Source organism: Bacillus sp. FDAARGOS_235, from assembly GCF_002073415.2.
Classification (GTDB): domain Bacteria; phylum Bacillota; class Bacilli; order Bacillales; family Bacillaceae_G; genus Bacillus_A; species Bacillus_A toyonensis.
Genome location: NZ_CP020437.2, coordinates 2,198,275 through 2,221,220, shown reverse-complemented (window position 1 = coordinate 2,221,220; position 22,946 = coordinate 2,198,275). Strand labels below are relative to the sequence as shown.

Here is a 22,946-nt window from a genome sequence, read left to right as displayed (position 1 = left end):
TTTAATCCATCCATTTTACTAGTTTTTTAGAGATTAATAATAAAACACAACCTAAAACAATCGCTACAGCGCCGATAACAGTAAACACTTCAGCATATCCAAGTGAAGTTGTGAAGCTTGCAAGTTGTCCACCTAAAATATTGGCGATACCTGAACTTGCTAGCCATACACCCATTAGTAAAGAAGCAAGTTTTACTGGAGCGAGAGAACTAACCATTGATAGTCCGACAGGTGATAAGAATAGCTCACCTAACGTATGGAAAAGATACGTAAAGACGATAAATAGTAAGTTTGCTTTTTCCGTAATGTTATGTTCGTCACTACCTGTTTTTAATGTAGCGATAACAAGTATGATATAACCGATACCGAGTAAGATCATACCAAGTCCCATTTTGGTTGGGATTTTTAAATCCCCGCGCTTGCGAGTTGCAAGTTTTGCCCATAATGCTGAAATGACTGGGGCAAGTAAAATAATAAATAATGGATTGACCGATTGGAACCAAGATGTTGGAACTTCCCATCCGAACACAGAGCGGTCTACAAATTTGTTTGTATATAGTGTTAATGAACTACCAGCTTGTTCAAAACCAGCCCAGAAGAAGACAACGAAGCACGTTAAAATGACGATAACTGCGGTACGTTGTTTTTCTTTTTTTGTTAACGGTGTATCTCCTACTGATGGTTGTCCAGCAGCTGTTTGCAAATCGCGAGTTGGTTTTTTACCGATATCACCAAGGAAGCGATTTGATAGTGTTGTAAATAAAATTTGTCCAATGATCATTCCGATTGAAGCTGCTAAGAAACCGTAACGGAATCCGTAATGTACAACGCCATCAACTGTTGTTTTGAATAAATTTTCTGATAAAAATCCGCAAACGAGTGGAGCTAAAAATGACCCAACGTTAATACCCATGTAGAAAATGGTAAATGCACTATCACGTTTTGGATCATTCTCTTCGTATAATTCTCCAACCAGTGTAGAGATATTCGGTTTGAAGAATCCATTACCGATAATAATAAGCGCTAATCCGAGGTATAGGCCTAATTGGTTTTGCAAGGCAAATAGTGTAAGGTTACCGATTGCCATCGTTATACCACCAATTGTGATGGCTTTTCTTCTACCTAGAAAACGGTCTGTTAAGTATCCACCAATCATTGGTGTGAAATAACAGGCTCCAGTATAAAATCCGTAAATGGAGAGTGCCCATGCGGGACTAAACCCAAGACCACCGCTTACTAAAGCTGTCGTTAAATATAATGTTAATAATCCTCGTAATCCATAGTAACTAAATCTTTCCCACATTTCTGTAAAGAAGAGTAAGTATAAACCTGGAGGATGTTTCTTTTTTCTTTGCTGTTCTTTTTCTAGTTGTATCGCTGATTCCATGTTATTTTCCTCCTGACACAAACAAAAACAAGGTTAATAATTTTGTATATTTAATATTTTACTTTATTAACTATTATAAGTCAATGAAGTGAAACTTTAATCATATTGGAAGATTTTATTCCAATATGATTATTAGTTGAACGAATCGGGCTTTTATGGGCAGTTTGATTCCCACTGGATATCCGGTTATTAGCTTAATTATTAGGGGGGGAGTCTTACTGTCCGTTAATGCGGGGAAAGGTTGATTTTTCAGAAGAAATTGGAAAAGGGAAATAGCTATAGAATGGGCATTTCTTTTGTGATAGACTATGGACTATGTTTTCTTTGTAAGGAAGCGGATTATCGCGTTTTTCTATATGTGGAATTGATTTCACAAGAGATGAAATTGAAGAAGGAGAAAGAAATGAAATTGTTACAGAAAAAAGAAATTTTACTTATTAGTCTTATGCTATTCTCTATGTTTTTTGGAGCGGGGAATCTTATCTTTCCGCCTTTCCTTGGATATGAAGCAGGAGAACACGTGTGGATTGCGCTGTTAGGTTTTATTATATCAGCAACAGGTCTTCCGATATTAGGTGTTATTGCTGTTGCAAAAGCAGGAAGCTTTCAAACGTTAGCGGGTAGAGTACATTCTTCATTTGCAATTATTTTTCCGTGTATTGTGTACTTATTTATTGGACCTGGTCTTGGTATACCACGTGCAGGAAGTCTAGCATTTGAAATGGGACCAGGTCAGTTATTCCCAGAATCGGGTAGTGTAGTTTTACTAGTTTATACGATCGTTTTCTTTAGCTTTGTTTACTGGTTAAGTTTATCGCCATCTAAATTAATGGGCTTATTTGGGAAGGTTTTAACGCCTTTATTATTATGTATGATTGCACTTATTTTTATAAAAACTATGTTTACACCAGTTGGTAGTGTGAAAGAGGCTACTGGAAATTACGGACAAGTTCCTATGTTCCAAGGATTTTTAGATGGATATTTAACGATGGATGCGCTAGCGGCTTTAATCTTTGGTATTGTTATTGCAAATGCTTTACGTGCAAAAGGTATTGAAGATGATCAAGGCTTAGCGAAATATATGAGTATTGCTGGTATTGGAGCAGGTCTTTTATTATCTATTATTTATGTCATCCTCGGATATGTGGGTTCAATTAGCGGTTCGTTAGGTACGTTTAATAATGGGGCGAATGTGTTAGCACAAGTGATGACGACGTTATTTGGACAAGGCGGAGTAGTTTTGTTAGGCCTTATTTTTACTATTGCGTGTTTATGTGTTTCAATTGGACTTGTTACATCTTGTAGTCAGTTTTTTACAAGTGTATTTCCGAAAGTATCGTATACAGTTTGGGCGTTTATATTGAGCTTTATTAGTATGATTTTAGCTAATTTAGGGTTAACACAAATTTTAAAAGTTTCAGTACCGATTCTTGGATTTATTTATCCAATTGCATTAACGCTTATTATTTTAGGGTTATTCCATAAATATATTGGGAAGTATGTGTGCATATATCCTGTTACAATTTTGATTGTAGCGGTATTTAGTGCAATCGATATTTTAAATAAAAATGTGATGACGAATCAGTGGACGCCAATATTGAAGTATATTCCGTTTTATACAGAAGGTGTAGGATGGATCATTCCAGCTCTTGTAGGTGTGTGTATTGGTGTAATCGTTAGTATCATGATAAATAAGGACAAATAAGTGAAAGGGTGTTTTCTATAATGGGAAAACACCTTTCTTTTTTTGGAAAAATAGTTTTAAAAATGAATAGACTAAGAGTATGATAAAGATAATTGGTAATATATAGGTTTCGAATGAATGGTGAGGGGGGAGCATATGAAGGAAGATTTGAATAAGAAAATAGAAGCACTCGAAACTACAATTGAAACGATGCAAGAAGCACTTTTTGAGTTGAAAGCAAAACAAAGGGAAATAGAAGTAGAAAACGCTCAGCAACATGTTAGTAAGGAAAAGAAAGTATATATCGAAACGATAATAGATGAAAAATTACAAGAAGATGTAGTAAAGATCAAAGAGCCCGTGCAAAAAGTTGAGGAAAAACAAGTAAATATATCTGCTTTTAAACCGGAACCATTCAATATTATTAAGTTTTGCCAAACATGGTTGCCGCGTATATTTGTCGGTATTATGCTACTTGGGGTTATTTGGTTATTTAAAGCAGGGGTAGATGCTGGTTTATTAACACCAGCGATACGAATTGTGTTTGGTATCGCCTTATCTATCGGTTTGTATTATATAGGGGATATTCAAATTAAACGAGAGCGGCAAGCGTTAGGGTTAGTATTAGCTGGAGGAAGTATTACAGGCATTGTTTTAACGACGTTTGCGGCACATTATTTATATGGATTTATTCCAGCAAGTATTGCGTTTATCTGTAATATTGTATGGGTTATTTTAGGGATTTATTTAGCGAAAAAGTATCAATCGGAATACCTTACTATCTTCGTAGCGGTCGGAGCTTTCTTCGTTCCGTTCTTGTTAAATAGTACGACTCCGAATCCTTATATTTTCTTTGGATATGAGACGATATTAACACTTAGTTTATTATGGTATGCGTTGAAAAATCGTTATAAGTACTTATATATGATTTCTTATGTTGTTGCTGCCATTGTCCTGTTTGTCTTCTTTGCTGTTATGTCGATATTAGTAGAGAATTTGCAAATACAGTTAACGATTGTATATGGTGTAATTCATTTGCTGTTATTTTGGCATATGTTTTCAGAGAGAGAGTTTATACAAGAAGCAAGAGTAGCGATATTTAGTACAAATGCCGTTTTCTTTATTTTATCTATTGTAAAAATACCTGATTTTACTACGTGGGGATTGGTCATAAGTGCACTCGTGCATACTGTTATGTTTGTACTTGAATATAGGAAGAATAAACAGTCTATATTTGCAAATCTCTTATTTGGTTTTGCAATGGGGTCATTTAGTTTAGCGATTTTATACGAGTACAGTTTAGTGAATGCAGCAATTGTATTATTGTTACAAGGTTTTCTCGGTATGGTTACTTCTATTAAAGCAAAACAACAAATTAAACTGTATGTAAGTGCCACTATTTATGCGATTGGAATGGTACAGACGATTTTTAGCCCGTTTGATCATTTTGTTTCAGCTGGGTTTGTTGCTCATATTATTTTAATAGGTACATTTTATTATTGCATGAAACGAGCGAAAGATGTATTAACGAGTTTTGGAAAATATGTTTATTCTATAGCTCTCTATTGGTTCATGGTCATTGTATTTATTACAATTACTAGAGTTGGCGAAGTTCTTTCTACAGATGGAAGTATAATAAGCGTATCAGTATCGTTATTATGGATGGTATATGCATTATTTGCAGTTTGGCTTGGACGGAATAAAAATATGAATGAAATATTGTATGCTGGCTTAGTTGTTTTAGTAGTAACGATAGGAAAGTTATTCCTTCTAGACTTACCAGAAGTTTCAATGATGATCAGGGCAGTGTTATTCTTAATTGTAGGTAGTATAGGTATCGTCATTTCCAGAATGTTTTTCTCAAAAGAAGAGAAATGAGAAGAAGGCAATCCGCATGTGGATTGCCTTTTCTTTTACTTCTTATTAATCGTTACAGCTTCATTATATTTAGCAGTTGTATTTTGGCGTAGACGAAGTGTTGCTTGTCCAGTTGTATTTGAATCAAGTTGTACGTTCACAATTTTTTCAGCGGAACCAAAGCTGTTTGTTGTGAATGAGAAGGCGCTACTATATCCGAAAGTAGATGGCCAAGTGCCGTTTGTATTTTGGACTTTTGCTACCTGTGTTCCGCCAGTCGTGAAGATACCTAAAGAATAGTTATTATAAGTTGTATTAGGTAATAAGTTGTTTACTTGAATCTTTATTTGGAACACTTCATTGTTTGGTAGAATGCTAGGGCGTGTAATCACATAATCGTTTGCTGTTACGGCGCCGTTATATCCGTATGAACCAGGTTTAAATGTATTTGTATTAAACCATTGATAACCAGCGTTTGGTGCACTCCAAGGTTCTGGTTGTGGCTCTGTTGATAAGCTTGGTTGTTCAAATGTTTGTAAAGCAGTAGGTGAATCAAGTTGTAAACCGTTTACTTGATCTAAGCTTGTAAATGTCTCTTGTTTCGATAGCCAATTTACGATATTTTCTAGTAAAACAGCATCGTTTTCTTCTTTATAACCATCGTAAGTTTTCTTTGTTTGGCCAGAATCTTCACGAACGTATTTTGGCGTAGCATCTTCAACAGGAGAAGAGTCACCGATAAAGGCAGCTTTTCCAAGTCCTACTTTTGCAATTGCAGCATATGGACCCTCTGCAACGCCACCGCCGTTATAAACACCACTATCAACAGCGTTATTCCATTTTGATGGGTTTTCTGGAAGATAAACAAGTCCTTTTGCTAGTTTTGGATTTGTAATTGCTAGAGTAGAACCAGCATGCATTGCTACCGATGAAACACCTTGTGTAATTCCGAATGATTGTTCAGGCGAAACAATGTTTTTAGCTGAAACATCACCAAGTGCATTGTAACGGAAGCGAATACCAAAATTATTAGATAGCCAATCGGAACTTTCTACTCCTTGCATAGCTTGTGAGTTTGCTTCTTCGTTAGACATTCCTTTTGCGGGATTTTCCCAAGCACCGCGTCTATATCCATTAAATACTTCAGAAGAGTCCCAGCGATTTTTATTACGATCTGCATTATAATGATCGGCAATGAAGAAGATACTGCCGCCATTTTTTACATATTGTAACATTGCATCTTGTTCAGATTTTTTGTAAGGAATATTTGCCTCTGGAACGATAAACACGTTGTAATTTTTTAAGTCTTCGTATGTAATAGGTGTTGATTTACGAAGTTCTTTTACATGATATCCATTTTGGGCAATGCCGTTTCCGAAATCAGAAAAGCCGCCATCAATAACCCAGTCAGCTGTCCCTGCAGTTTGACCGTGCGTATTATCAAATAATACTTTCTTCCCATTGTTTTGATTTACAACCTTTGCAGCAATTTCAGGAGCTGGGTCTACAGAGCTTTCGGCATAAGTAGACGGTATGAACGAACTCCCCATACTAAGTGTAATTGCTGTTGCTAAAGAAAATGTAATCCATTTTTTATTCTTCATAGAAGAATCCCCCTAATAATAAATATATGTGCTTTAATAATGTAATTTATTTTTCTGAAAAAATAAAGACAGAAAACGTAAAAAATATTAAAAAATTGTAAAAATACCGTGAATTTTGTTGAGAAATATTTATATAGACAATAAAAAACCCCTTCCAATTAATAAGGAAGGGATAAATTGTTTAACTAATCTTTGAAGTAGGTGTTTCATCAATCTTATGAAACCCTTTCATGTAATACACGATAGCTAAGCCAATAAGCCAAATTGGGCCAACGATTAATGCAATTCGTGTATCTTCTGAATACGCCATTATACATAGTACAAGTGCAAGGAAGCCAAGTGAGAAGTAAGAGCTTAATGGATGTAAAGGCATTTTATACGTTAGCTTGTCTTTTTTCTCAGTTGATAATCCTTTACGGAATTTAATTTGAGCGACTAATATAATTCCCCAGGTCCAAATTGCCCCGAAAGTTGAAATACTAGTTAACCATGTAAACACCTTTGCAGGCACAAGGTAGTTTAATATAACACCAACAAGTAAAACGATAGCCGTTGCTACAATTCCTTGACTTGGAATCCCATTTTTATTTAAACGACCGAATCTTTCAGGAGCTTTCTTTTGTTGTGCCAATGTAAATAGCATACGCCCTGTACTAAATAAACCACCGTTACAAGAAGAAAGTGCAGCTGTTAATACGACAAAGTTAATAATACCTGCTGCTTTTGCAATGCCGATTTGTTGGAATGTTAATACGAATGGACTTCCTTTCTCACCAAGTTCGTTCCATGGATAAATTGCCATCATAACGAATAATGCCCCGACGTAAAAGATTAGGATTCTCCAAAATACGTTATCGATAGCTTTTGCGAGTGTTTTCTTCGGGTTTTGAGCTTCACCAGCTGTAACACCAATTAGTTCAACGCCTAAATAAGCGAATAATACCATTTGTAAGGAGAGTAGTAATCCGGAAAATCCATTTGGGAACCAGCCACCATGTGACCAAAGATTTGAAATACCAGTAGCGATACCACCATTTCCGAATCCGAATAAAATAATGCCAGCTCCAACTACTATCATACAGATAATTGTGACAATTTTAATGAGAGCAAACCAAAACTCAAGTTCTCCAAATACTTTTACTGATAAGAAGTTGAAAGCGCTCATTAATAATAGAGCGAGTAGTGCCCAAGTCCAGCGCGGGATATCTGGGAACCAGTACTGCATGTAAATTCCAGCCGCCGTAATTTCAGCCATACAAGTAACAACCCATAAGAACCAGTAGTTCCAACCAGTAATATAGCCAGCAAGTGGGCCGATATAATCATTAGCGTATTTACTAAAAGAACCGGCAACCGGTTGTTCAATTGCCATTTCTCCGAGCGCTCGCATAATGAAAAAAATAACGAGTCCAGCGATCATATAACCTAGTAAGATGGAAGGACCAGCTAGTTTAATAGCAGAAGCAGATCCTAAAAATAGTCCAACGCCAATAGCTGAACCGAGTGACATTAAAGTAATATGTCGTTCTTTTAAACCTCGATTTAAAGTTCCAGATTTGTTTGTGTGCTGCATAAGAAGAATCCCCCTTGTAGAATGAGCTACCTAAATATTTAACTATTTCAAATTATAAAACATTTCTATCTGTTATGCTACAAAAATAATCATAAAAGAACTGTACTACATCTGAAGTTGTCAGACTTAAACTTAAAATTCTCACTATTAGAGAATATATTGACTCTTCTTTTTATTGATTGTTAAGATTAAGTATTATATTTTCTCACATACTAGTAAGAAAAGAATGTGTGATAATAATTCAGATGTAGGAAGGGTACATAAGCATGTTTCAATTACAACAATATAACACTTCTGTGAAGCAAGAGCTTTTAGCTGGCATCACAACTTTTTTTACATTTGCGTATATTCTTGTCATCAATCCGAAAATATTATCTGATGCAGGTGTACCATTTGATCAAGCTTTTACGGCAACTATTATTGCGACAGTTATTGGGACGCTATGTATGTCGTTTTTAGCTAACTATCCAATTGTTATTGCTCCAGCTATGGGGATGAATGCATATTTTGCTTATTCTGTTGTTCAACAGGCAGAGGGGATTACATATGTCATTGCGTTTTCGGCAGTATTTGTAACAGGTATTATTTTTCTTTTATTATCTTTCACTTCATTTAGGCAAAAGTTAATTGTCGCAATTCCTGATAGTTTAAAGCATGCAATTGCAGGTGGAATTGGACTATTTATTGCTTTTATTGGATTACGTCTATCTGGAATTATCGTTGATCATCCATCTAATTTAGTTACGATTGGTGATTTTCATTCACCAGCCGTTATTTTAACTTTAATTGGTTTAATTTTAGCTGCGGTATTAATGGTATTACGTGTGAGTGGTGCATTATTTATTAGTATGATTGTGACAGGAATTATCGCCTTCTTTACGGGGCAACTGAAGTTTGAGGATAAAATTGTAGCGATGCCTCATTTACCAGAGGGTATTATCGTTTCAAATCCAATCAATGCCTTTTCAGATGTAATTCAGTATGGATTATATGGTGTTGTATTTTCATTTTTACTTGTACTTTTATTTGATACGACAGGTGCATTACTCGGTTTAATTAAACAAGCAGGTTTAATTACAGATAATACAGAGAAACGTTTTGGTAAAGCGTTTATTGCAGATGCGATTGGCGGAACGACAGGTTCTATCTTTGGTACAAGCCCAACAGCAGCGACAATTGAATCGTCAGCTGGTATTGCTGCGGGTGGTAAAACGGGATTAACAGGTATTGTAGTTGTTGGACTAACAATTATAACGGCATTTTTCAGTCCTGTAATTGCATCTTTATCAAGTGTAGCTGCTATTACAGCTCCTTCATTAATTATTGTCGGTAGTTTAATGGCACAAAGTATTCGTGATATTAATTGGGATGAGTTTGAAGATGCATTACCAGCATTTTTAATTTTTGTAGGTATTCCGTTAACGTCTAGTATTGCGAATGGAATTGCAATCGGATTTTTAGTGTATCCGGTCTTAAAGATTGTGAAAGGGAAAGGGATGGAAGTACATCCGTTACTATACTTATTTACAATTTTATTTGGATGTCATTTATTCTTATAATATAGATATAGAAGAGGGGCTTCTTATGAGAGGCTCCTTTTTTGTGTATAATAAAGTGAAACTATAATTAGTGAGGGGTTTATTACCCGCAAATAGCGGGGGAAAGTGAAAATTAAATTAATTACGCAAAATATAAATTACTTAATGGAATATATATGTTACAATTAAGGTAGAGGAGGAACATGAATGGCTGTAAGTAAAATAAAAGTCGCGCGTGTTCAGTTAGATTTAACACAGCAAAAATTAGCAGAAAAAGTAGGCGTTACAAGGCAAACGATTAGTTTAATTGAGAAGGGGAAATACAACCCGTCTTTAGATTTATGTTTGAAAATTTGTTATGCGGTAGATAAAACATTAAATGATTTATTTTGGGAGGAAGAGGAGTGAGGGGATGAGAATCGTGAAAGATGAACGTTTAATGATTGAGGGGCTAAAACATATTAGACTCGTTTTCATCTTACAAAATATCGTCATACTAGGTATTGTTTTTTATCGCTATGTTTTGCAAGGTGCAGGATATGAAAGTATTTCGGATTTATTAATGGTATTTATGTGCGGGATAATAGGTATTAACTTTTTAAACTTAAAAAATTCGGTGCAAGTGTATGAGCATACGGGCGGAGTATCACGCAGCTATTTTATGAAACTATTATTCATTCCGGTAGGTATTATTATTGGGATTTTAGCTATTTGTATCATTGTAACACCAGATATTTCGATAAAGGAAATTAGTATGACAGGACTTATTATGGTTGCTTGTTTTTTAGTTCCTAGTTTGTTTATATACATATATATGAAAAAAATAAAAAGTGAAGATTGAAATATAAGAAAAGCTTTCCCGTATTGCGGAAAGCTTTTCTTATATCTTTTTATATACAATACTTTATGAAGGCCAATCGGTTCAATTTCAAAGATTACACCATGTTCCTAGAAGCCTAAGCGCTTGTAATAGTCAGTTACAGTAATTCGGCCATTACACCATAAAATATTTGCTTTACGCTCTTGCAAGACTTGTTACGCTTTTTGAATTAAGGAGCTTCCAGCGTGTTTGTTTCGAAAGTTAGGTAATGTTGCCATTCCACGTAGTCGATAATGAACACCTGTTGGTAAGTCAGGGTATATTTTTTTGAGAAGGAAGCGATACTAATCGGTTCATCGCTTAGAAAAGCACCTAAGTGAAAGGTATCTGCTTCGTAGTCGGAAGAGTATTTACAATCTGTTACTGTTTGATTCGGGTGTGAAAATTTTTGACGTAATACGCAAGTTTCAGATGCATCAATACATTTCACGGTAATTATATTAACATCCTTCCTTATAAGCCTTTTTCTGTTAGTTGTATAAAGAAATAGGCAGGTGCAGCGAAAAGTCCGAGTATGCTAGCGGTTCCAAGAAGGAGCGAAAGCAAGAGACAAGTATATTTGACGCCAGTTGATTTTTTCCAGCCGTAACTACAAATTTCAATGCTAACACCGATGAGAATAATAGCAACGAGTACTTCCGCTAATAATAATAGAGCTAAAGTTACAATAGACATCATGTGATCCATCCCCATAATATGTGATAGTAACATTTTACCATATAGAATGGAAAAAAATGCCCCTCAATTATGTGAGGGGCATTTTCTATTCTAATATGTTTTTTAGTGTATTAATATGTTCTTTTGAACCTGTTACAAGCAGTGTGTCACCATGTTGTAACCTCGTATCACCATGCGGTATTAATGCTTTATTACCTCGGTAAATTTGGATGACAAGTACATCACCTAAAAATGGAAGGCGACGAAGCTCGATGCCGTTATATTTATTGCTACGTAGTTCAACTTCACGTACTGTTTCGTTCGCTGTTGTAATTAAACGAACGAGACTCGGTTTATCGATAAGAGCACGTAATAAAATCCGTGTAGAGTTAATAGTCGAGAATACAGCGATATGTTCTTGTGTTGCTTTTTCTTGTAGAAGTGGATCTTCTACACTTGCAATGACATGTTCAACACCTAGTTCTTTCGCATGTTCTGCTAATAATAAGTTTTGTTCATCATCACTTGTTGCAACGACAACGCGATCTGCATCAAATGCTGTTCGTTCAGTTAATGATTCAATTGTAATATCATCTAATTTCACGATAGGGAAGTCATGTGATTTCGCTTCCTCATCATTTATTTTATTTTGGCGCATCATATATAGCGTTACATCATAGTCTTCTCGTTTTAAATCAAGTGATAATGGAAGAGTAATTCTGCTCGCGCCAATAATAGATACTTTCGGTTTTGGTGTTTCCACTTTTGGGAACATCTTTTTAAATAATATAGGTGCAAAAATGCAAGTAATAACTGCACTTAAAATAAGAGAAGCGGATAAACTTGGGCTGATGATTCCTAGTTTTTCACCAATTTGTGCCGCCGCAATAACTAAGGAAAGTGTTGATGTTAATAAGATGGCACTTCCGAGTACGATATTACGCGGATACCATTTACGTAGGACGAGTGATGGTAAAAGTTTTGAAATAAAGAGTCCTACAATTAAAATTGGGATCATTAGCATACTAGAAGGTTCTTTAAAAATAGACCAGACTTCTAGATTTACACCAACCATTACGAAGAAAATAGGAATGAAGAAACCGTATCCGATGGAATCAAGTTTTTCAACCATATCTTCATTTGGTGATAATAACGATACGAGTACACCTGCTAAGAAGGCACCTAAAATATTTTCTGCACCAACAGATTCAGATAACCCTACTAAAATTAAGATAAGTGCAAAAACAGCTCGAGTATCAATTTGTACACTACCAGCTTTTAAGCTATCTAAGTATGGGATGTTTTTGAAGCGTTTTGCAATAAAGTAAATGATAATACCTGCTCCGAATAGAAGGAGTAGGAGCCACATGCTTTGGCCGCTTTCAGAATTTAATCCGACAAATACGGCGAGTAAAATCATTGTAACTAAGTCTGCAATAACAGCGACTAATAAAATGATTTGTCCGATTGCGGTTTTTCCTAAGTTATTCTCTTTTAATGTTGGTACGACAACACCTAAAGAAATAGTTGAAATAATTAAAGTCATGAACATTGCATTATCTACAAATCCTAGCCATACGAATAGTAATGATAGGGCATAAGATAAGATGAAAATAAACAAGAAAATAATGCTTGCTGCTTGGAATGTGTTCGGTTCGTTTTTCGTACTTTTTTTCCCTTTTTGTTTAAAAATAGAAAAGTCAATTTCTAACCCGCTTAAAAACATGAGGAAGATAAATCCTAGTGTTGATAAAACTTGGAGCCACATATCTGGCTCAATAATATTAAACCCACTTTTACCTACAAAGATTCCTGCGATGATCTCTGCAACAACGACAGGAAGTGCTTTTAATTTAAAGCGTTGTAACAAAAGGGGAACGAAAAACGCGATTGCAACTACAACCATAAGTGATAGAACAGAAGTATGATGTTCCATTGCGTTCTCTCCCTTCAAATAAATATAGTACCTATTTAGCCATATAATAGGTAGAAAATCAACGCATATGGATTCGATTTCATAAAGAAAGAGTTTTCTTAACATTTGTCATAATAAGTATATTTTTCATGATTCTGCTGTTAATGCCGTAATGTGGATGTAATAGGGGAGGGGGAATAAAAAAAGACTGCTGAGGAATCTCAGCAGTCTTTTTCATGTACATTACATTGAGAAGAAGATCCATACAGTTAAACCAACTGTTGCAGTTGCAACGAAGAAACTGTATATCATTGTAAGAATTTGGACTCTTCCTTCTCCTTCTTTTAAATGCATGAACATAATTAATTGTAATAAAGCTTGCGCAACAGCCATTATGATAATAGTTGTTAAGACTGTTGAAAGTGGTAATGTTGTGTAAAGTGCCACGTATAACGCTAGAAACGTTAGTGCAAGCGATAAAATAAATCCGAAAACGTGTGACCAAGGGAATCCGCTATGCGCATGCCCGTTTGCTTGGTTGTTATTTTGACCCATTTACGCCACCATCCCGTTCAAGTAAACTAGTGTGTAAATAAAGACCCAAACAAGATCAAGGAAATGCCAGTATAAGCTGATAATGAATACTTTACGAGCTGTAACTGGTGTTAAACCTCGTTTTAAAATTTGGATAATAACACAAGTTGCCCAAATGATACCACCTGTTACGTGGGCACCATGCGTTCCAAGAAGAACGAAGAATGCAGATAGGAACGCACTTGTTTGAATTGTTGCGCCTTCACCGATGTACATAATGAACTCTTCGATTTCAAAGAATAGGAAACCTGCACCTAAAAGTAATGTAAGGATGAACCATCCAAGCATTGCTTTTTGGTTGTGCTTACGCATTTCGTGAATTACGATACCACATGTGAAACTACTTGTTAAAAGTAGTAATGTTTGAATTAAAAGCGTTTTAAGTTCAAACAGTTGTGCTGGAGTTGGGCCATCTGCCGTACGACCAGCAAGGACTAGATAAGAGGCGAAAAGTGTTGCGAACAGCATAATTTCAGCCCCAAGAAAAATCCAGAATCCTAGGATATTCAATCTGCTTTGTTCGGATTGATATTCCAAAGGTAAGCTTTTATCTAAAGCCGCCATGTCATTTCACCTCTCATGCTATATGTTCTGTTTCTTTAATTTCATCAACACTTACGTAGTAACCATCGTCGTAATCGAATGAACGATAGATTAAGCAAGCTAAAATACCAACGCCGCCGATTGCTGCAAGCCAGAACCAGCTAAATACTAATGCGAAACCTGCAAGACCGAAGAATAAAGACGCAATAATAGGCACACCAGAGTTACTTGGCATGTGAATTGGTTTTAAATCTTCTGCTGCTGGTGTAACTGTTTCTCCGCGTTTTTTCATGTACCAGAAAGCATCAGCTTCTTTAATTTCAGGAAGCTTCGCGAAGTTGTAATGTTGTACAGGAGATTGAGTTGCCCATTCAAGTGTACGACCATCCCATGGATCTCCAGTTGTGTCACGTTCACCGTGACGTGCACTCCAAATTACGTTGTAGCAAAGAAGTAGGAAGCCGATACCCATCATTACCGCACCAACAGATGCGATTTGGTTTAGCCATCCCCATCCAAGACTTTCAGAGTAAGTGTACATACGACGAGTCATACCGTCTAAACCTAAGAAGTACATTGGGAAGAAACAGATGTTGAATCCGCTCATAAAGATCCAGAATGTCCATTTACCTAGGCGTTCATTTAACATATGACCAGTCATTTTTGGATACCAGAATGTGAATCCAGCAAGCATAGCGAATACTGTACCTGCGATTAATACGTAGTGGAAGTGAGCAATTAGGAAGTAGCTGTTATGGTATTGATAATCAGCTGCTGCCATTCCAAGCATAACCCCTGTAACCCCACCGACTACGAAGTTTGGAATAAATGCCAATGACCAGAGCATTGGAACTGTAAAACGAATACGTCCTTTATACAGTGTAAACAACCAGTTAAAGATCTTAACCCCGGTTGGAATCGAAATCGCCATTGTCGAAATCGAGAAGAATGAGTTAACCGCTGGACCTGCACCCATCGTGAAGAAGTGATGAAGCCATACGACGAAACTTAGTAAAGAAATTGCAACCATTGAGTATACCATCGCACTGTAACCGAATAGACGTTTACGTGAGAATGTACTAATGATTTCAGAGAAAATACCGAATGCCGGTAAAATAACGATATATACTTCAGGGTGACCCCATACCCAGAACAGGTTGGCCCATAACATCGGCATACCGCCGCTCGCCATCGTAAAGAAGTGAGCATCGAATAGACGGTCAAATGTCATTAATGCAAGAGCAACTGTTAATACTGGGAAAGCGAAAATAATGATAATTGTTGTAATTAAGATTGACCAAGTAAACATTGGCATTCTCATTAAAGTCATACCAGGTGTACGCATTTTTAAGATAGTAACAAGGAAGTTAATACCGGTCATTAGCGTACCGAGACCTGAAATCTGTAATGCAATTGCGTAGTAGTTATTTCCTACACCAGAAGTAAACTCTGTACCTGCCATTGGGAAGTAAGAAGTCCACCCAGCGTCTGGAGAACCACCGATTACGAAAGCGATGTTAAATAACATTGCTCCGACAAAGAATAACCAGAAACTTAAAGCATTTAAGAACGGATATGCAACGTCACGAGCACCAATTTGTAATGGTACTACAAGGTTCATTAATCCCATAACGAATGGCATCGCCATGAAAAGAATCATAACTGTACCGTGTGTTGTAAAGATTCCGTTATAGTGTTCAGCGTTTAAATAAGTTGTTTCTGGGAATGTTAATTGTGCACGGATCATTAAACCATCCATACCACCACGGAATAACATGATAACCGCAGAAATAATATACATGGCTCCGATTTTTTTATGGTCAACAGTTGTCAACCATTCATCCCAAAGCCACTTCCATTTTTTATACTTTGTTAGTACGAAAATGATTGCTAATGTCACAAGAACGATAGAAGCGTCTGCACCGTAAATAATCGGGTCACCTGTGACAAAGAATTCATCAAGCTTCACTGTGTTCACTCCAATCTGTTGGAATAATAGCTATTATTTTTTGTTTTTGTAGTAGTTGTAATCACAATATTCAAGTGATTTTGGATCTACATAACTTAAGTGATGACTAGAGAATGTCATACGACCAACTACACCAGGTTTAACAATTTCGTTGTACTTATCTTCTGTTAGTTTAGGAGCAGTTTGTTGTACTTCTTTTACCCACTTGTCATACTTTTCTTTTGTTTTTGCTTCAACTTCGAACTCCATGTGAGTGAATCCTTCACCAGAGAAGTTCGCGCTACGGCCTAGGTAAGAACCTGGCTTATCAGCTTGTAAATAAAGATCCATAATCATGCCATCCATTGTGTACTTCATACCACCAAGTTCTGGTACCCAGAAAGCATTCATTGGGCCGACAGAAGTCAGTTTGAATTGAATTGGTACACCAGCTGGGATGTTTAAATAGTTAACGGTTTCAATTTTTTCCTCTGGGTAACTGAATAACCATTTCCAGTTTGCAGATGTAACATAAATTTCAACTGGTTTAATATGTTTGGACTCTTCCGGAACCTCTTCCGAAGCATAAGTTGCTTTTACTGTTGGGATCGATAATGCGATAACGATAATAACAGGAACAAGCGTCCAAATAATTTCTAATAATGTGTTACCGTGTTGTTCAGGTGGCTCGTAGTCCATATTCTCTGGTTTTTCACGATAACGAATCAAGATGACTGTAAACAGGATGAATACAATTGCGATAATTAATGACATAAGCAAGAATGACCAAACAATTAAATCATACTGTGCTTTTGCAACAGGTCCTTGCGGATTTAATACTGCGAGTTTCTTATCACAGCCACCGAGGAACAGAAGTAATGATAACGGAAGAAGCGAAGCCAACTTCCAAAATGCTTTCTTTAGTTGCACGATTGAAAATCTCCTTTCTCCTTGGATTGAAACTATGCCAATAAAACAATATAAACCTATTAATTTATAGAAGGCAATAGTTTTTGAGATATTGTTAAAAAATAGACACAAATGCACACTTTTTAAGGTGAATATCATTTGTAACTTGATTATATTGTAAACTATTTTCCAGAGAAAAACGTGATTGTGAAAATTTTAAGATAAATAAAGTTATACCAAGATATCCAATAAATAGAAAAAAGCTATCTTATTATAAGAAAGATAGCTGAATATTTTGTATATTTAGTTTATTCCCTGAGTTATACTTTTTTTCTGTTCAAATGTGACAACTTTTTTATATTTAACTTGGTATAAAATGTAGCAAATAATCATAAATGGAATTCCGCAATAAAGAGCAATTCTCTGATCTGGAATGAAAGCTAAACTAACAAATGTAATAAAGTTGAGTGAGAACGCTACGATTGGAACTACTGGATAGAGCGGTGTACGATATTTTAAGTCATTTATGTCGCCGCCATTTTTTACGAAATTTCTACGGAAGAAAAACTGTGAAGCCGCGATTGACATCCAAACGACAACGGCCGCCATTGCTGCAATAGATGTTAAAACTAGAAAGACAGTATCTGCCGCAAACACGCTTGTTAATAAAGAAAGGCTTGCAAAAATAAGACTGAAAATGAGTGCATTCAGTGGTACCCCTTTTTTAGTTAACTTCGTAAAAGCTGGACTTGCCATTCCTTGTTTTGCCATCGCCCAAAGCATACGAGAATTTGCGTATAAACCAGAGTTAGCTACGGATAATACGGCTGTAATAATAACAAAGTTCATAATGTCTGCTGCATATGGAACACCAGCTACATCAAATACAAGTACAAATGGACTTTCGACTAGATTAGCCTCTTGCCATGGGAGTAACCCTACAACAACTGATATTGCTAGGACGAAGAAGAATAGAGTTCGCCAAATTGTGTTTTTAATTGCTTTTGGAATTGTTTTTTCAGGATTTTCACTTTCTCCTGAAGCAATTCCGATTAATTCTGTTCCTTGGAAGGAGTAATTTACTGTAATCATCGTAAGAAGAACAGCTAATGCACCATTTGGAAATAGCCCGCCATTTTCAGTGAAATTGTGAAGCATTGGAGCGGGTTTTCCGTTAAAGTCTAGTAGACCAAACATAACTGCACCACCAAGTACGACAAAAATAACAATTGTTGCAACTTTTACACTTGCGAACCAAAATTCTGTTTCTGCATATGCCTTTGCTGATAGAGCGTTCACAAGAAAAAGTGCTGCTGCAAATGTAACGCACCAAATCCACGAAGAAACGTCTGGAAACCATCGTTTCATTAAAATACTTACAGTTGTTAACTCTACTCCAACTGTAACAGCCCAATTTAACCAATACATCCAACCGACAACAAATCCAAAACCAGGTGAAATAAATTTGCTTGCATAGCTTTGGAACGAACCTGCTTCTGGCATAGCAACGGATAATTCACCAAGACATAACATCGTTAAATACATAACAAATCCACCGACTAAAAATGCAAGAATTGCACCACCAGGTCCAGCGTTATGGACGATTTGACCAGATCCCATAAATAGTCCAGTTCCAATAACGCCACCAAGTGCGATCATAAATAAGTGTCTACTTTTCATTGTACGTTTTAAATTTGTTTGTTCTACTTGTTGATTCATATGCCCCTCACCCCGTTATTTTCTTGTATGTATTAACTGGTTTTCATTCTGAGTGTTTAATCATTAGCGGGGGATGTGACACATACTCAATTTATTTGTTATGAAATGAATTGAGTATGTAAAAAACGAACTATGACTAAATACTCTAAGAATGTTTATTAACAAGGTGATATCTTCACTATGTTAATAATTTCGATTTTAGCAAAATGTTCCGAAAAAGTATATCGTTTTTTCTTTTTATTAAAAATAATTAGAATTTTATAACGATATAAATGTGAATAATAATTCACAGAATCTTTCTAGCAAACTAGTTAGAAGAAGGGTACAATGATAAGAGTTGTGTCTGTAAAATAATAATTAATGGAGTTTTGTTTATAATGAAAAAGTTAAAATATCTTTTTGTTTTTGGGATTATACTTGCGGCCGCGTTTTTTATAGGGAAAGATAAAATTATACAAAAGGCGCAAGTGCTACGCTTAGATTTTCTATCTGAAATGAAAGAATCAGCTATGATTGAAGATGTTCCATTTATAAAACAATTACCAGAATTACCTCGTGGATGTGAAGTGACAAGTTTGGCTATGTTACTGCAATATAAAGGTGTACAAGTAGATAAGATGCAGCTTGCTAGCGAAATCCATCGTGTTCCATTTGAACAAAATGGTTTGCGTGGAAATCCTTATGAGGGGTTCGTTGGAAACATTTATACGAAGGCTGAACCTGGATATGGTGTATATAATCAACCAATCTTTAATTTAGCAGAAAAATATGTTCCTGAAAAAGTAATTAATTTAACAGGTAGAGACATGCAAGATATATATAAAGTAATTAGTTCTGGATCTCCAGTATGGGTCATTATTAATACAACGTTTAAGCCACTAGCTGAAAGTAGTTTTGAAACATGGAATACGAGTTCAGGTGAAGTGAAAATTACATATTATGAGCATAGTGCAGTAGTAATTGGATATGATCAAAACTTTGTATATGTAAATGATCCTCTTAAAAACAATCCACGTTTGGCTGTTCCACGAGCGGAATTTGAGAAAGCTTGGGAGCAAATGGGAAAACAAGCAATTACTATTTTGTAATAAGGAAAAAGTCATCTTTTAGATGGCTTTTTATTTTTAAGTCTATAACACGGAAAATTCGGAATATTCTTTTAAAAGTTAATAATTCGCGTTATAATAACATTTAACTTGGTGAAGAAGGAGAGAAGAGAAATGGATGTTGCAAAGGAACTTGTTTTGTCAAAAGATCAGTTGGTTGAGTGGAGAAGGCATTTTCATAAGTATCCAGAGTTATCTTTTCAAGAAGAGAAAACATCGCAGTTTGTGTTCGACATACTTCAAAAAATCCCATATTTAGAAGTGTCACGACCGACTCAATATAGTGTGATGGCAAAGTTAGTAGGTAAACAGCCCGGTAAAACAATTGCGGTCCGGGCTGATATGGATGCTCTTCCTATTCATGAAGAAAATGATTTTGATTTTATTTCGACATATCAAGGTGTGATGCATGCATGTGGTCACGATGGACATATGGCGATATTACTTGGTGTGGTACATAAGTTAGTAGAGGAAAGAGAGAAGGTTAAAGGGGAGATTCGTTTTCTATTCCAACATGCAGAAGAAAATTTTCCTGGTGGCGCAGAGGAAATGGTTGCAGCGGGGGTAATGGAAGGTGTGGATTATATTATTGGTGCTCACCTGTGGGCATCGTTAGAGGTTGGTAAAATAGGTGTAATTTATGGTGCGGCAATGGCTGCGCCGGATGTTTTTAAAATTACGATTGAGGGCAAGGGTGGGCATGCTGGAATCCCTCATGAAACTATTGATAGTATTGCAATAGGTACACAAGTTGTTTCACAACTTCAGCAAATTGTATCTCGCCTCACGAATCCGTTAGATTCTCTCGTAGTATCTGTTACGCAATTTCATGCCGGGACAACCCATAATGTGATTCCAGAACAAGCGGAAATTGAAGGAACAGTGCGGAGTTTAAGACATGAGTTGAGAGAAGAAACAGAGGGGAAGATTGAACGGATTGTAAAGTATATTACAGAATCTTACGGAGCGAAATATACATTTTCTTATGAATATGGATACCGACCAGTTGTAAATGATTATGAAGTTACAGAGCTTATTGAACGCACGGCATTGCAACTTTATGGACGAGACAGGGTTGTTCGTTTACAACCAACGATGGCTGGAGAAGATTTTTCAGCATTTTTACAAAAGGCACCAGGGACATTCTTTTTTATCGGAGCAGGAAATAAAGAGAAGGGGATTATATATCCTCATCACCATCCTCGTTTTACGATTGACGAAGATGCACTGTCGATTGGCGTGGAAGTGTTTGTATCATCCATTATGAATTTCATAAATAAAGGAGAATGAGATGAAGAAAATACACGTGCTAGCACTTATTCCCGTTCTTTGTTTAGTAGTTGGACCAGTATTTGCAAATTCGGTCACTCCTTACGTACTAGGGATGCCATTTTTATTATTTTGGGTATTATTATCGGTGCTTATTACCTCTCTTTGTATGGGTATTGTGTACGTATTCGATCCTGCTAATAAGGGGGATATGGAATGACAGCATTATTTATCATTATTTTATTCTTATTTCTAGCGCTATTTTTAGGTATTCGGGCGCAGCGTGGAAAAGATATGAATTTAGAGCAATGGTCAGTTGGAGGAAGAGGATTTGGAACGATTTTCGTATTTCTCCTTATGGCAGGCGAAATTTATACGACATTCACATTTTTAGGAGGAAGTGGATGGGCGTATAGTAAAGGAGCGCCTACTTTTTATATTTTAGGTTATGGCGCACTAGCTTATATTTTATCGTATTTCTTATTACCGCCAATTTGGAAATATGCGAAAGAACATAACCTTGTTTCACAGCCAGATTTTTTTGCGAAGAAATATAGAAGTAAAGCGCTTGGATTGATTGTTTCAATTGTTGGTGTTGTTTCCATCATCCCATATCTTGTTTTACAGTTGAAGGGATTGGGGATTATCGTTTCAGAAGCTTCTTATGGAAGGGTATCACCTGTTGTTGCAGTATGGATTGGTGCTATTGTTATAACTATATATGTAATGGTTTCAGGTATACATGGATCAGCTTGGACAGCCGCTTTGAAGGACATTATGATCCTGTTTATTGTTATGTTTTTAGGTATATATTTACCGTATCATTATTACGGAGGGTTTCAGCCGATGTTCGAAGCTGTAGAAGCTGCGAAACCAGGATTTTTATCTTTACCTGAAGAAGGGATGAGTATTTCTTGGTTTGTTTCTACTATTATATTAACGGCCCTAGGTTTTTATATGTGGCCTCATACATTTGCTTCTGCTTTCTCTGCTAAAAATGAAAAAGTATTTCGTAAAAATGCGGCAATTATGCCATTGTACTCTTTAGTTTTACTTTTCGTATTTTTTGCAGGGTTTGCTGCTATCCTGCAAGTTCCTGGATTAAAGGGAGCAGATGTAGATCTTTCATTATTCCGTCTTGCTTTACAAACTTTTGATCCTTGGTTTATTGGAATTATTGGTAGTGCTGGGGTATTAACGGCATTAGTTCCAGCGTCCATGCTTGTTATGGCCGCGTCTACATTGTTAGCGAAAAATATTTACCGAACGATGATCCCATCTGCTTCAGATAGACAAGTGGCCAAAGTAGCAAAATTATTTGTGCCTGTAGTAACGTTTATAGCAGTTTTATTTACATTTAAAGGAGGAGAAACAATAGGAGCTCTCCTTTTAATGGGATACAGTATTGTAACGCAACTTTTTCCTGCACTTGTATGTAGTTTGTTTCCGCGTCAAATTATTACGAAGCAAGGGGCGATTGTAGGAATGGCGATTGGTCTGTTAGTTGTTGCATATATTACTTTATCTGGTTCTACTATAGCTACGATGTTTCCGAGTTTCCCGCAGTATATAAAAGATTTAAACGTAGGTATAATCGCATTATTAATGAATATGATTGTGATGTTTGTAGTGAGTGGGATTACGAAAAGAGTATCTATAAAAACAGACAATATAATAGTAGAAAAATAACCTGTGCACGAGAGCTATCTTTGAAAAGAGATAGCTCTTTTTTGTATATATTTTCTTCTATTAGCGGAATCTAA

The 22,946-nt window shown here is 36.1% G+C and carries 19 protein-coding genes and 1 pseudogene; 9 read left to right on the top strand and 11 right to left on the bottom strand.

All coding sequences use genetic code 11. The annotated features are described in order from the left end of the window. Window position 1: 1 nt before the first annotated feature. The gene (locus A6J74_RS13405; protein WP_000443131.1) at window positions 2-1,387 is read right to left on the bottom strand and encodes a peptide MFS transporter; all 1,386 of its coding nucleotides are present in this window, start codon (window positions 1,385-1,387) and stop codon (window positions 2-4) included. Window positions 1,388-1,790: 403 nt separating this feature from the next. Between A6J74_RS13405 and brnQ1 the strand changes: the two genes are divergently transcribed. Then, complete coding sequence (gene brnQ1, locus A6J74_RS13400) at window positions 1,791-3,092, top strand: branched-chain amino acid transport system II carrier protein BrnQ1 (RefSeq protein WP_044810333.1); 1,302 nt, start codon at window positions 1,791-1,793, stop codon at window positions 3,090-3,092. Between the two features lie 135 nt (window positions 3,093-3,227). Then, window positions 3,228-4,949 carry a DUF2339 domain-containing protein gene (locus tag A6J74_RS13395; RefSeq protein WP_000656749.1) on the top strand — a complete coding sequence of 574 codons (1,722 nt, stop codon included), beginning with the start codon at window positions 3,228-3,230 and terminating at the stop codon, window positions 4,947-4,949. Between the two features lie 35 nt (window positions 4,950-4,984). On the opposite strand, the gene A6J74_RS13390 is transcribed toward A6J74_RS13395, so the two are convergent. Both A6J74_RS13390 and A6J74_RS13385 read right to left on the bottom strand, forming a co-directional pair. After that, entirely contained in the window at window positions 4,985-6,532 is a 1,548-nt protein-coding gene (locus tag A6J74_RS13390) for a DNA-binding protein (RefSeq protein ID WP_000791528.1), read from the bottom strand. 181 nt (window positions 6,533-6,713) lie between these two features. Next, on the bottom strand, window positions 6,714-8,105 hold the full coding sequence (locus tag A6J74_RS13385) for an amino acid permease (protein ID WP_001164887.1): 1,392 nt from the start codon (window positions 8,103-8,105) through the stop codon (window positions 6,714-6,716). Between the two features lie 266 nt (window positions 8,106-8,371). Here A6J74_RS13385 and A6J74_RS13380 point away from each other — a divergent pair, with 266 nt between their 5' ends. The 3 genes from A6J74_RS13380 to A6J74_RS13370 all read left to right on the top strand — a co-directional run bounded on the left by A6J74_RS13380 (window position 8,372) and on the right by A6J74_RS13370 (window position 10,484). Then, window positions 8,372-9,664: an NCS2 family permease gene (locus A6J74_RS13380; protein WP_000487216.1), complete on the top strand. Its 1,293-nt coding sequence runs from the start codon at window positions 8,372-8,374 to the stop codon at window positions 9,662-9,664. Between the two features lie 186 nt (window positions 9,665-9,850). After that, a complete protein-coding gene (locus tag A6J74_RS13375; protein WP_000301176.1) occupies window positions 9,851-10,051 on the top strand; it encodes a helix-turn-helix transcriptional regulator in 201 nt (66 codons plus the stop codon). Between the two features lie 4 nt (window positions 10,052-10,055). After that, window positions 10,056-10,484 carry a hypothetical protein gene (locus tag A6J74_RS13370; RefSeq protein WP_001223560.1) on the top strand — a complete coding sequence of 143 codons (429 nt, stop codon included), beginning with the start codon at window positions 10,056-10,058 and terminating at the stop codon, window positions 10,482-10,484. Between the two features lie 107 nt (window positions 10,485-10,591). On the opposite strand, the pseudogene A6J74_RS13365 reads toward A6J74_RS13370, so the two are convergent. The 8 genes and pseudogenes from A6J74_RS13365 to A6J74_RS13330 all read right to left on the bottom strand — a co-directional run bounded on the left by A6J74_RS13365 (window position 10,592) and on the right by A6J74_RS13330 (window position 18,808). After that, window positions 10,592-10,962, bottom strand: a pseudogene (locus tag A6J74_RS13365) (GNAT family N-acetyltransferase). 14 nt (window positions 10,963-10,976) lie between these two features. Further along, entirely contained in the window at window positions 10,977-11,234 is a 258-nt protein-coding gene (locus A6J74_RS13360) for a DUF4022 family protein (RefSeq protein ID WP_073990674.1), read from the bottom strand. Window positions 11,235-11,286: 52 nt separating this feature from the next. Further along, window positions 11,287-13,116, bottom strand: a complete 1,830-nt coding sequence (locus A6J74_RS13355) for a monovalent cation:proton antiporter family protein (protein ID WP_000399997.1) — start codon at window positions 13,114-13,116, stop codon at window positions 11,287-11,289. Window positions 13,117-13,338: 222 nt separating this feature from the next. After that, window positions 13,339-13,650: a cytochrome aa3 quinol oxidase subunit IV gene (qoxD, locus tag A6J74_RS13350; RefSeq protein WP_000531386.1), complete on the bottom strand. Its 312-nt coding sequence runs from the start codon at window positions 13,648-13,650 to the stop codon at window positions 13,339-13,341. Next, the gene (gene qoxC, locus A6J74_RS13345; RefSeq protein WP_000729314.1) at window positions 13,651-14,253 is read right to left on the bottom strand and encodes a cytochrome aa3 quinol oxidase subunit III; all 603 of its coding nucleotides are present in this window, start codon (window positions 14,251-14,253) and stop codon (window positions 13,651-13,653) included. Window positions 14,254-14,266: 13 nt separating this feature from the next. Further along, complete coding sequence (gene qoxB, locus A6J74_RS13340) at window positions 14,267-16,201, bottom strand: cytochrome aa3 quinol oxidase subunit I (RefSeq protein ID WP_000762376.1); 1,935 nt, start codon at window positions 16,199-16,201, stop codon at window positions 14,267-14,269. A 33-nt stretch (window positions 16,202-16,234) separates the two neighbouring features. Next, complete coding sequence (locus tag A6J74_RS13335) at window positions 16,235-17,110, bottom strand: cytochrome aa3 quinol oxidase subunit II (RefSeq protein WP_001176160.1); 876 nt, start codon at window positions 17,108-17,110, stop codon at window positions 16,235-16,237. 282 nt (window positions 17,111-17,392) lie between these two features. Continuing rightward, complete coding sequence (locus A6J74_RS13330; protein ID WP_001076086.1) at window positions 17,393-18,808, bottom strand: amino acid permease; 1,416 nt, start codon at window positions 18,806-18,808, stop codon at window positions 17,393-17,395. 377 nt (window positions 18,809-19,185) lie between these two features. Between A6J74_RS13330 and A6J74_RS13325 the strand changes: the two genes are divergently transcribed. From A6J74_RS13325 to A6J74_RS13310, 4 genes are all read left to right on the top strand, one after another. Then, window positions 19,186-19,896, top strand: a complete 711-nt coding sequence (locus A6J74_RS13325; protein WP_000734486.1) for a C39 family peptidase — start codon at window positions 19,186-19,188, stop codon at window positions 19,894-19,896. Window positions 19,897-20,028: 132 nt separating this feature from the next. Next, entirely contained in the window at window positions 20,029-21,204 is a 1,176-nt protein-coding gene (locus A6J74_RS13320) for an amidohydrolase (protein ID WP_000382091.1), read from the top strand. Window position 21,205: 1 nt separating this feature from the next. Continuing rightward, window positions 21,206-21,403, top strand: a complete 198-nt coding sequence (locus A6J74_RS13315) for a DUF3311 domain-containing protein (protein WP_000719865.1) — start codon at window positions 21,206-21,208, stop codon at window positions 21,401-21,403. Next, the gene (locus A6J74_RS13310; RefSeq protein WP_000125692.1) at window positions 21,400-22,872 is read left to right on the top strand and encodes a sodium:solute symporter family protein; all 1,473 of its coding nucleotides are present in this window, start codon (window positions 21,400-21,402) and stop codon (window positions 22,870-22,872) included. The genes A6J74_RS13315 and A6J74_RS13310 overlap by 4 nt, the downstream gene beginning before the upstream one ends. Window positions 22,873-22,946: the final 74 nt, after the last annotated feature.